The sequence below is a fragment of the Porphyromonas sp. CAG:1061 genome, from assembly GCF_000435035.1.
GTDB classification, from domain to species: Bacteria; Bacteroidota; Bacteroidia; order Bacteroidales; family Porphyromonadaceae; genus Porphyromonas_A; species Porphyromonas_A somerae.
On sequence record NZ_HF988907.1, the window covers coordinates 6,669 to 17,768 of the forward strand.

The following is an 11,100-nucleotide window of genomic DNA, read 5'->3' on the forward strand; positions in this document are numbered from 1 at the left end:
CCCCAACCACTTCCGCAAGTCCCTCGGAGAGCTCTTGCACTCCAGCTTCAAAAAACTCTCCATCAAAGGAGTCACTTCCCATATCAAGAGCTACCTCGTACCTTGGCACCGTAATCGCTACCGGTACATCTTGGTCACTGTAGATATTGCCCCGAAGGGGGTCAATGGCACTCCGCGACTTCCCAGCATAGCGAACCAGTGCCTCCCATTGCTTCGCCTGCACGGTAGAGGTAATGACTACTTTTACTAGTACCACCACCCCTAGCAAAAGGAGGACGAGTCCAAACTTCATGTAGAGCTCCCACCCCTTGTGGATTCGCTTTGTCCGCTGTAAGCTATTGCGTTGCCGCGACTTCTCTCGTAGATCCTCGCCCGTCATTACTTCTCAATCTCTATAGGTGCTGTGGTGGGCGTGCAGATCGATAGCCCTGCCGCCTCCACCCTCTCTTCAATACTAGTGATACGGCTATCATTCATCAGCTCAGTAGAGAGGGTGATATGCTCCATCCGAAGATCCTGTAGCGTGGTATTATTGGTGGAGATCATACGGATCTTGCGCATCGCTGAGTAGTTGTACGCCACCTGCACCACCGCATAGAGGGCAATCGCCACAATCCATGCGATCATACGACCATTGAAGGCACGCTCCAAGATATGCCCCTCCACAAAGTTCCAAAACTTATTCACAAAAGCTTTGCGATCCTCTACCCCACCTTGCTGAGGTGTGTACTCCTCTTTATCAACTTCCATTCCAAAAAACTGCTCTCTCTGATAGCCACTCTATTCAACCACAAACTTACCAATTTTTTAGCAACCCACCCCCACAAAAACAAATAGATACAGAGCCGAAAAACCAAAAAGAAGAGCCGGTCACTGAGCACTCTGAGCACTACCTTCTGGCAAAGGAGACCATAGCACTCGACGGACAACCCCTCCACCAACGTAGCTACTGGGACGCCCTCCGTCGCGCCTACACCCATTGGATAGACTGTTATACGACGGTGATTAGCTTTGTGCGATAGTCATTACATATTCAAGTATGCTAGGCTTATTCCTCTCTTTTCTATGATCTGATTGAGGAGCTCAAACTTTTGAATGACTAAAGGAAACTCCTTGTTTTTACTTCGCCATTCAGCTTCTGGCGTGTCTAGTAATACTTTAAGGAAGGTTTTTAAGTCTCTCTCAGCTGGATAAAAAGACATGTAATCAGGTTTGAAGCGATAGCACTTGATAAATCCTAATTCACGCATATCTTTGACGTTTGGTAGATTGCCCTCTTCTTTCGAAAATGATTTGTCGTAATAAGGTGCACTGATGGCATAGAAAGAGGCTAAGTCTTTTTCAGGCGTGTGACTCATTATTTCATTAACCATATTATTTAGAATGGTTCGTGCTAATTTCTTTTGCTCTTCTTGGTTTTTTGTGCCAATGTCGCTTAAATGTGCTATAGCTAGCGTCTGCATACCAAAGACTGTGACTTGCTTTCTGTTGGGCTTCTCCATATTGTAAGTCTTTAATACTCTATCATATGGGTAGGCAACAATCGTATCCACTAATAATACTGAGTAAGGCATAGCCTTTTTGCTGACATACTTTGCTACATTGTTTTGGATGAAGTTTGTAGCCTCAGTTCGCTGACCTATTGTAGTCAAATACTTTAGACGATAGAGTTGTGCCTCGTAGTAGTCACTTCCTGTTATCGTGACGTTGTAAGGGATGCTGAGCACTCGACTGCGATCTTCACGTTTGAGCGTGTCGTTGAAGAGCAAGTAGGCTCCGGTTTGCTCGTAAAATGAACGTCGAAGTGTCGCTTCTGGCGAGTGGTCAGTATCATCAGGAGCAAAGAGATTTATCTCAGGGGCAATCTCAACCATCATGTGTTCTTTGTTGCAGCAAGCTACTGATAACGCAAGTAACAGGAAAATGGCGATGTGTGAATAACTATTTGGTCTCATGTTGAATTATTTTAGTTGGTTTGCGCTCAATGCGTGGATTATCTTGAATAATATCATTGAAAGTACGTTCTTCGCGAGGTAGGGGTAATACATATCCCTCATCTTCGTTAGCCGGAAGTGTATAGAAGTAAGTGATATCAGGGAAGCTATTTCTGCCCTCTTTTTTGTATATAGTGTAGGTGTGGGTCAGCTCTATCTTCTCTGGGGATTGAGATTGAACGCGGTAACGACGAATATCAAACCATCGTTGACTCTCAAAGCAGAGTTCCATTCGTCTTTCTTTGCGGATTTCGTTTATTAATCCTTTTGGGGAGGTGTCAATATCGGGTAATGCCGCTCCAACCTTGTAGCGATTTTGGTGTAGTTGTTTAAGAAATCGCACAGCCTCTGCACTTTTGCCTTGCATTGCCAAAGCTTCTGCTAGATTGAGATATATCTCTGCACTACGAAGCACAAATACATCGGACACCTCGCTCTTTCCCATAAGTTTTGGCGTTGTCTTACATGCCCTTAGCTGGTAGCCATTTGGCTGTGCTCCTTTGACTTTGATACGTTCGATAAAGCGGGTGCCACGTAAGTCGTCCTTATTGTATAGTTGATATAATTCTTTTGAGACAGAGAAGCCTCCAATGGGTGAGCTACTACCCATCTCTGCGCATACTAACCCTCCCCCCATGCTAAAAAATAGCTCGGGGTTATCAACCGAAAAGAAGTAGCTATCCACTCCCAAAGCATTGAGGTTGCAAAGAGTGGGATGTAGGCTCAATGCTTTTGAGGCATACTCTTCAGCTCTCTGCCAATCTTGCATATAAAGTGCCACTCTTGAAGCAAAGAGTATTACTCCTGCCTCTGATATTCGATATAGGGAGCGTGTCGGTTGCCCTTCAATCTCCTTTATAGCCAAGCTTAGATCGTTGGATATTAGGGCATATACTTCAGAAATGGTGGCACGTGTAAACTTCTTTTTTTCGATGAAGTGTGATTCCTTGAGGGGCACACCTGGCTTATCTAGATTTTCTGGAGCATAGGGCAGAGCATAGAGGTTGACCAATTGAAAATAATAGGCAGCACGCAGAAAGTGTGCTTCAGCTTTTATTCGCTTGATACGGTTTTGATCTGCCACTGTGGGAGTGTCAATTCGTTCGGCTTCATCTAATACAATATTAAGGGTGAGGATATGATTGTATACTCGTAGCCAATCGATGCTCTCCTTGTAGCTTTTAAGACCATCAAAAGCATCACCCACATGCTGTTGCCACGTGTAATATCCAAATACACGAGGACGAATATTCGCTTCTGGATTATAGCGGGTATTGCCAATCAACTCCTCCGTCTCATCGGCCATATATTGAAGGTATGAGAAGTAATAGCTCTCATATTTTCGTGGTGTGGTGGGTGCTACGGATAGGTAGCAAGAGCCGATAAGTAACTCGTCTAGATCATCTGCTGTGTGAATGTAGGCTAAGTCATTTGAACGTTCGTTGAGAAAGCCACTACAGGAAGTCATAGTGACGATCCCAAGGGTCGATAGTGTAATGGCAATGATCAATATATAGTGTGCTATTCGTTTCATAGGTTGCAAGTCTATAAGGTGAAGTTAAATTGTAGATTATATTGTGGACGCTCAGATAGGTTGACCTCTGTGAATCCTCCTTGTACAGGGGTTTGACCCTTTAATTCTGGACGTGCTATTATAAATAAATTGTTTGTAGATAGTGTGAGTGTAGCATTCTCAATGTGGAAACGCTTGAGCCAATTCTCAGGTATTCTGTAGCTGAGGCTGAGATTTGTACACTTCAGGTAATCAGCAGAAACAACACGGATATCAGCATAATTGTACATCTCCCATGAGTTTTCTGCTATAACTGGCATATTCTTGGATTGCCTACGTGAATAGTGGCGGTTGTACTTCGCTGAAACGGCGGGGACCATTTGGTCTATTACGGCGGGAACATTGGTGTGCAGTTCATCACCTGGAGCCATCCAGCGATCCAAAAACATCCTATTTACGTTCATTTCTGGTAGGAAGTTTTTAGCGTTTCGATAAGGTTTGAAGAGACGAGTCTTAGCTCCTAAACTGTACGAGAGGTTAAAGCGGAGTGTGACATTTCCCCAAGTTATGAGGTTACGAAAACTTCCGAACATAGAGGGAAGTCGTGTTCCTGATTTAGTTAGCACTTGCTGGTAGACCTCGTAATTACTCTTTCCGAAGAAATCCTCCATACGTTCTTCCCCATCGTAGAAGAGTGGGCCTCCGTCCTCTGGATTGAGTCCTCTAAAGCGATAGGAATAGAAAGTACCCAAAGACTCACCCTTGACTAAGGCTCGTCCGTGAAGGAAGTCCTTTGACGAGAAGCGCTCATACTCGGGCTTGCTATCTAGGCGGTTAAAACTTTTGGAGAATGACGTGGAGATACGCCATGTAACGTTTTTCGTGTGCACTGGCTGTACAGATAAGGCACAGCTGAATCCTTGGTTGCGAAGGTCACCACTATTTACTACATAAGAGGGAATGCCGTTGACTAAATCAATATCTAAATTCATATAGGCATCGCTTGTGTATTTGTTGTAATAAGATAGGGTGGCAGCAATCTTTCGATCACATGCCGAAAAGTCTAGTTCAGCACTGAAGGAATGTGTCTTTTCCCACCTTAGATCAGGATTGGGGTAGCGTGCCAAAATAGCAAGTTTCTCATTGTAGTATGGGTCGGTACTTAGTTTTTGAATTATGGGCACTGGAGATTGATCACGTAGCATATTTCCTTGAGTGCCATATGAAGCGCGCAGGTAGAGGTAGTCTAGCCACGAGTTTTCTCGTAGAAGTGTCGAAAAATCATAGCTGCCAGAGAGTGACCATACGGGTAATAGTTTGCGATTACTTTGGGAGCCAAAACGATTGGATGCATCGGTACGACCATTTATCCCTAGAGTGAGTCTATTGTGAAATGAGTAAGAAAAAGTGGCGAATAGTGATCCTTGATTGAGAAGGTCATCCATGCGTTTGGGCTGTGCTGTTTCACTTATCAGCCAAGCCTTGTATGCAGGAAATCTATCAAGATCCTCAGGCGCTACGAACTTCTCGCCATAATCTCGAAAGTATCCTCGTTGCACCTGTCTCATGCCTTTAGTGTGTGTGCTCTCTAGTGAAGAGCCGATATGAAAAGCTAGTACATCCTCATTCTCAAAAGTATGGGTATAGTTGACCATCAAACGGCCAGAAAGAGAGCGGAAGCGTTCTTGGAAATGGTTTAATTCACCACCATAGGGGAGTTCACTATGTTCCAAGGCTACTTTACTGAATTCCCTTCCATAATCTGTCCACCTCAGGTTTGCAACGTAATAAGTTTGGTCATCATGATGCTCTTCGCCATTGGTGTTTGAGGTGGCAAGGGTCATTAGTGCCGACAGAGAAAGATCATTGGTTAGTTTCAAATCATAAGCGGCATTGACAGAGGTGTCAAAATGATCCTGTCTGTACCCACTGTGCTCCAACTCGTTCAGGATGTTAAATCTATAGTTGTAGTAATCATCATCACCACGCTTGTAGAATGAATATCTGCCATCTTCTTCATGAGTAGGAATCGTGCGTGAGGTATTGTAGGCATAGTCCACTGGGTTGATGGAGGAGGCATTATAGGCACGGTTTTCTAATGCCGTCCGCAGCCATACTGTTAGTTGGCTACGCACACTCAGATCGGCTATCACTTTGAGGTACGCAGTCGTGCGTTGGGTCTGATTATTTCTCACCACTCCATTACTCAAACTGTGACCTAATGAGGCATAATAATTGAGATTACCCGAAGTTCCCGAAATAGAGAGGTGCTGATCGGTGGATAACGCATCGCGCATCAATAGGTCAAACCAATCTGTGTTGAGTGACGAGATTTTATTCACGCGATTTTCAAACTCATCAAAGCTGATCTCCTTATTGTAGAGCTTTTGCACTAGATGTTCGTATCCTACTTGATACATATTAGAGGGGAAATAATATCCGGACTCTACTAGCTGACGAGAAAAAAGAACGCGCTCTTGGGAATTCATTAAGTCAATATTTTTATCCGTGTAGCGAGGACGAACGGCCAGACCTATCCCGCCAGCGTAGTTGATGCTAAGTCTGCCGTACCCTCCTTTTTTAGTAGTTACTACGATGACGCCATTGGCGGCTTGTGCTCCATATAGCGCTGTTGACGCTGCATCCTTTAATACGTCAATTCGTTCAATATCAGCAGGATTGATCCCCGCTATGGCGTTACCAACCCGATTGACAAAGTCTGGGTCGTTAATGTCTTCAGCTGGGATAGTGACTGGATCACGCACCACCACACCATCTACTACCCAAAGAGGTTCACGAACACCAAGAATCGTGCTGGTTCCTCTAATACGTAAGCGAGGAGTCATTCCTACATCACCCGCCGTGGGTATCACCAACATCTCAGGTACCAATCCTTCCAATCCTTTGTCCAGCGTGGTTATACCAGGGAAGGCTATTTCAGCACCTTTAATAGTGACCACAGAGCCAGTCCATTGCCTCTTATTTACAGTCTGGTAGCCAGTCACAACCACCTCGCTTAGTTCGGCATTATCGGTCTGTAGAATGAAGGTCATTTGTCTTTCCCCATGATAGGTTCGCTTTTCGGGCGACATTCCTACATAGGATGTTCCAATCTCGATTGTTTTTTCAGATTTTGTAATCCTTACGAAACAGCTTCCATCTTCCCCCGTCACTGCTACGGGCTTGCCATTGAGATAAACGGTAGCGCCGACAGCTGGTGTGTGGTCTGAGAATAAGACTTTGCATCGTATCGCACCTTCAGGTGTTCTGACGGTCTGTGCTGTGCTACTATTTTGTGCATGTGCATGCAAGGAAGCTGCTATTGACAAGGTTAGCACAAGAGCTATAAGCTTACAGCATAGTGATAATAAATGTTTTACCATAAGGCATCATAAAGAATAATTATGAGTAATGTTTAAACGTTCTCTTTTGCATACTATAGAGTGAAAAGCCAATCGGCTGAACAATGGGAAAGGTGAAGTGTGGAATAGGATTTCAGGATGATGATCCCAGAACTTTTTGATCGGGACAACTCTACCTATCTAATCAAAACGTAGCGAGGTTATAAGAGCATATTGCAATTACGTGGCTTACCTCAAACGGCAGGATCATTGGGGTGATCTTTTTATCATATAGCAGAGTGTTATCTCCATCAATAGTTAATTAGTTTTCATTGTATCTCTTATTTGGATGTGCAAATTTATCCATAAAATTCTAAATAGAGACTGTTACACATTCGAGGTTAGGAGTTTTGGTCTGTTTTTTTGATGGTTTTCATCTTGTCTAGCTTGAGGGAACGCCTTTATATTTGATTATTCTCCTCTGCAAAAGCTCCAATTATGAGCTTTTAAAGAGGATTCTTAGTTATCATCCTTTGGTGTCCGATAAACCTTTTAATTTGCTACTTGACTGTTTGACTTTATACGCGTGAGTAGCTTTATTATTGAGAAAGGTCGGACGCTTCCACCAACATTATTGTGAGCTGATAGCAGAAACCTCGGCCGAGGGGTCAGACTTAGATTGGATTGTCTGATCCCCTCTACCGAGGTCTTTTTTTGCCTTAGGTAAGAAACTATACTATGGGAGGTGGAAGTAATCCTCTCTCAATATCCGGATATACTCCTCCAATGCTGCACGCCCTTTAGCTGTGAGGCGACAGGTAGTACGGCTTGATCTCCCGGCCGACTCCTTCTCCACCTCTATGTAGCCTGCCTCAGAGAGTTTATCGATCTGCACACTCAGATTGCCACTGGTAGCACCCGTTTTCTGTCGGAGATAGACGAAATCCGCCTCGGCCACAGAGAGCAATATCGATACAATAGATAGTCGCAGCTGTGAATGCAATAATGGGTCTAGCTCTCTCATGATCTTACCTTTTTTGGTCGGCTATTGACGTTGGCAGGAACTAGGAATAGCAGTCCGAGCAATATCCCAGTACAAAGATGATCCAAAGGGGTAAACAGAGGCAGATGGAGAACTACACGGCAAAGCATCAACATCCCTGCGAGTAGCATCACTAGCGAAAAGAGATAAAATCCACGTCGCTTGGTCAACACCCATACCTGCATCAAGTTGAAGCTCAATATTACCACCGCTAGAGGGGCGAGTAACTGAAACATCCAATTGCCGGTAGACAAACCAAAAATAATAATTGCCGCACTAGCCACAGCAAAGTAAGTACCCGTAGCACCTAGCACCTTCTGGATACTCTCATCAAGAAAGGTGGTGACTCTATGCCCCTCATGCTCGCCACGTGCCGCAGGGATAAGGGGCACTAAAAACATTGAAAACCAAATGGTATGCCACCAAGGACTTGTTAAGTAAGTAGTTGCAAAGAAAGCGAGTAACCCCACAATTAGGCAGGCAGTTCCCCACACTCTAAAGCGTATCACGATGGATCGCATATCCTCACCCTTAGTAGCTTGGAGCATCTTGGTGATCGTCTCCAAACTCTCCATCTCGTTCATCTTCTTCTCTTCCATAATCTTCAGAAATAATAAGTTTACATTATAAACCATTCATTCAATAAAAAAGGGTGCGCGCCACCTTTCTCGCACCAAAGGTACAAAAGTTTATAATATAAACCAAACATCTGAGCCATTATTTTTAGAGATAGTTTGGGAGTACTTTGTGGCATACAATTTACGCCTAATTCACTGCTATTTAATGGAAAAATACAGCAGTCCAAATGCACTTTTGTATCTCACTGTAATACAATAAGATAAGAAGCCGAAAACTGAGTTGCAACTAAGCAAATGCCGAGTTGCAACTAAGCAATCGGCGAGTTGCAACAAACCAAATGCTTAGTTGCAACTCAATAAATGCTTTGCTCCTATCTCGTCCGAAACCTATTTTGAGAACATCAATTTCATCGGACCTCCGCGCGGAGGTCCTTCATTGGGGGGGGGCACCTCATCGGACAGGTCAGACGTCTGTTTTGGGCATAAAAAAGTGGGGACCCATTGGCACCTCAAGGACAAGCTTGAAGAAAGCCAATAGGTCACCACCAACCTAACACCTACCACATCACTCTAATGAGTAGATCTTTGCGAGCCTTTTCCTTCTTTCTAGGCACTATAGGACAGTAACAGTGTGCCTACTTAGATAAATCAACTCGCTTTTGATATCGACGACACTGCTCCAATCGGTCGTATCCCAGCATAATTCCGAGCATAAAATCCTCCTCTGGGGTATACTCCGCAAGGGGCTTGTCGTTTCCTATATGTCGGATAACATCTAGGCAAGGAGCGTCTCCAAAGAAGACATTGTACTTGACTGGTGTCACCTCCTGTAGGATATATTCTATATGACGGCTACAAAGCCAATTCTCCACCTCACCCTTTAGCGAGGAGTGAAAAGTATAAAGTGCCAAACTCCTAAGTTTCTTGTGATACTCATAGGTAAGGTGAGATAGCACTCCCATTGTTCCGCTCATATCTGCCTCCTTTCTATCTCTATAGTAAGGGTTTTAATTGGCTCAGCCAGCCCTCGATGCGTTCTTCGGTTTGGTCTTCCTCATTATCCATATCGAGTGGGAGCCCTACAAACTCATCATTGACTACAGCTGTTGAATCATCAAAAGAGTAGCCGTCAGTGGGCACCTCGCCTACCATCTTGCAGCCTTTGTCATTAAAGAAGTGGTATAGCTCGCCCATGCCATCGACAAAGGTGTCGGAGAAGCCCGAGGAGTCGCCTAGCCCGAAGAGAGCCACCTGCTTGCCCGTGAGCTCTACTCCCGAAAGCTTGTCTAGCATATCGCCCCAGTCGTCCTGCAAGTCGCCACAACCCCAAGTGGAGGTGCCGAGAATCAAGCAATCGGACTGCTCAAATGGTTCGGTGCCACAATCGGCTACATTGTGTAGCTCAGGCTGGAAGTCGCTCAGCTTAGAAGCGATCAACTCTGCCGCCTCTTTGGTATGATCGGTACACGTACCGTAGATAATTGAGATCTTCTTCATATTACTCTTATTGCTATTTTACTATATGGTATGTAAGATAAAATGCTTATTCTCCTATCAATTCATGAGCAAAGGTAGGCAATAACTGACCGCCCATCAATACCCATTAGTAGTGATTTTAGCTAGTTATCTCATAGCTAATTATGATGAATACCCACTAGATTCGCCCAGGATCGATCTATCCAAAAAGGTCTTAGAGCAACCGCTAAAGCGGGAACTAACGTGGTTACCCCTTTGTAGGTACCCTCATCGGACAAGTCGGACAGGGCGGACGAGTCGGACACCACGATAAAGCACCATATCTCCATTACTATTCAGTAGAATTTGGTATATTTGTTGATAATAATATATGAAGTAATGGCAATAACTATATGAAGCTAAATAAGATCATTTCAATGGTAGCGGGGCTGATGCTGCTGATGCCCTCTCTAGGGCTATATGCCCAGTCGCACAACGACAAGAACCAAATAGCGGTAAGTAGGGCACAATATATATTTAACTCTGCCCTCTCAGGAGTAGCCGCCTACTATGTAGATACCTTTGATATACAGGAGGTGAGTACAGAGGCCATCAATGCGATGCTGGCACAGCTAGACCCCTATACCAATTATATCCCTGAGGTGGAGAAGGAGGATTTCCAAGTAATGACCACCGGGGAGTATGCGGGCATCGGTGCATATATCCAGTTAGTGGATAGCACAGTCTATGTACAGTATCCCATGCCAGGGTCGCCGGCAGAGCGTGCAGGGCTCCGTATGGGTGATGCCTTTTTGGAGATCGATGGGGTGTCGGTAGTGCCTGGCACGCCCTCCAAGGTGAGTAGTAAGCTAAAAGGCCCTGCTGGCACTAGTGTGCGGGTGAAGGTACTAAAGCTGGGGAAGAGTGATCCAGAGGAGATGGAGATTGTGCGTGGATCTGTGGTGGTGGATCAAGTGGTGAGCCGTGGCCTTTACCAAGATAGCATTGGCTATATCCGCCTCAATAGCTTCACCACTAAGAGTGCTGAGGATGTGAGGAGAGCCTATGCCGAGCTCAATAAGGGGGGCAAGATGAAGTCGCTGATCCTAGACCTCCGTGGCAATGGTGGCGGTGTAATGGGAGGAGCTATTGAGCTGCTCAGTATGTTTGTACCCAA

Annotated in this window: 9 protein-coding genes and 1 pseudogene; 1 reads left to right on the forward strand and 9 read right to left on the reverse strand. The window is 44.8% G+C overall.

Annotated elements, in window-relative coordinates; translation table 11 throughout:
- The 9 genes and pseudogenes from QVO39_RS04140 to fldA all read right to left on the reverse strand — a co-directional run.
- Positions 1-379: pseudogene (locus QVO39_RS04140) on the reverse strand (penicillin-binding protein); the annotation flags it as partial.
- Positions 379-750, reverse strand: a complete 372-nt coding sequence (locus QVO39_RS04145; RefSeq protein WP_021903130.1) for an FtsL-like putative cell division protein — start codon at positions 748-750, stop codon at positions 379-381. The gene QVO39_RS04145 and the pseudogene QVO39_RS04140, both read right to left, overlap by 1 nt.
- Positions 751-1,025: 275 nt before the next feature.
- The gene (locus tag QVO39_RS04150) at positions 1,026-1,955 is read right to left on the reverse strand and encodes a hypothetical protein (protein WP_021903132.1); all 930 of its coding nucleotides are present in this window, start codon (positions 1,953-1,955) and stop codon (positions 1,026-1,028) included.
- Positions 1,942-3,528, reverse strand: a complete 1,587-nt coding sequence (locus QVO39_RS04155) for a RagB/SusD family nutrient uptake outer membrane protein (protein WP_021903133.1) — start codon at positions 3,526-3,528, stop codon at positions 1,942-1,944. The genes QVO39_RS04150 and QVO39_RS04155 overlap by 14 nt, the downstream gene beginning before the upstream one ends.
- Before the next feature lie 11 nt (positions 3,529-3,539).
- Positions 3,540-6,890 (reverse strand): SusC/RagA family TonB-linked outer membrane protein, encoded by a 3,351-nt coding sequence (locus QVO39_RS04160; RefSeq protein ID WP_021903134.1) that lies wholly within the window; start codon positions 6,888-6,890, stop codon positions 3,540-3,542.
- A gap of 694 nt (positions 6,891-7,584) precedes the next feature.
- Positions 7,585-7,875 carry a winged helix-turn-helix domain-containing protein gene (locus QVO39_RS04165; RefSeq protein ID WP_288171748.1) on the reverse strand — a complete coding sequence of 97 codons (291 nt, stop codon included), beginning with the start codon at positions 7,873-7,875 and terminating at the stop codon, positions 7,585-7,587.
- On the reverse strand, positions 7,869-8,489 hold the full coding sequence (locus QVO39_RS04170; protein ID WP_021903136.1) for a hypothetical protein: 621 nt from the start codon (positions 8,487-8,489) through the stop codon (positions 7,869-7,871). Before QVO39_RS04170 ends, QVO39_RS04165 begins: the two co-directional genes overlap by 7 nt.
- 614 nt (positions 8,490-9,103) lie before the next feature.
- Positions 9,104-9,442 (reverse strand): DUF2023 family protein, encoded by a 339-nt coding sequence (locus tag QVO39_RS04175; protein ID WP_021903137.1) that lies wholly within the window; start codon positions 9,440-9,442, stop codon positions 9,104-9,106.
- 19 nt (positions 9,443-9,461) lie between these two features.
- The gene (fldA, locus tag QVO39_RS04180) at positions 9,462-9,965 is read right to left on the reverse strand and encodes a flavodoxin FldA (protein ID WP_021903138.1); all 504 of its coding nucleotides are present in this window, start codon (positions 9,963-9,965) and stop codon (positions 9,462-9,464) included.
- Positions 9,966-10,336: 371 nt separating this feature from the next.
- On the opposite strand from fldA, the gene QVO39_RS04185 reads away from it, so the two are divergent.
- Positions 10,337-11,100: S41 family peptidase (locus QVO39_RS04185; RefSeq protein ID WP_288171745.1), on the forward strand; the 764-nt coding region annotated here is incomplete at its 3' end.

Bases quoted from the DNA above. Each gene is read 5' to 3' on its own strand.
- QVO39_RS04145 (WP_021903130.1), bottom strand. From the start codon at position 750: ATGGAAGTTGATAAAGAGGAGTACACACCTCAGCAAGGTGGGGTAGAG.
- QVO39_RS04150 (WP_021903132.1), bottom strand. From the start codon at position 1,955: ATGAGACCAAATAGTTATTCACACATCGCCATTTTCCTGTTACTTGCG.
- QVO39_RS04155 (WP_021903133.1), bottom strand. From the start codon at position 3,528: ATGAAACGAATAGCACACTATATATTGATCATTGCCATTACACTATCG.
- QVO39_RS04160 (WP_021903134.1), bottom strand. From the start codon at position 6,890: ATGGTAAAACATTTATTATCACTATGCTGTAAGCTTATAGCTCTTGTG.
- QVO39_RS04170 (WP_021903136.1), bottom strand. From the start codon at position 8,489: ATGGAAGAGAAGAAGATGAACGAGATGGAGAGTTTGGAGACGATCACC.
- QVO39_RS04175 (WP_021903137.1), bottom strand. From the start codon at position 9,442: ATGAGCGGAACAATGGGAGTGCTATCTCACCTTACCTATGAGTATCAC.
- fldA (WP_021903138.1), bottom strand. From the start codon at position 9,965: ATGAAGAAGATCTCAATTATCTACGGTACGTGTACCGATCATACCAAA.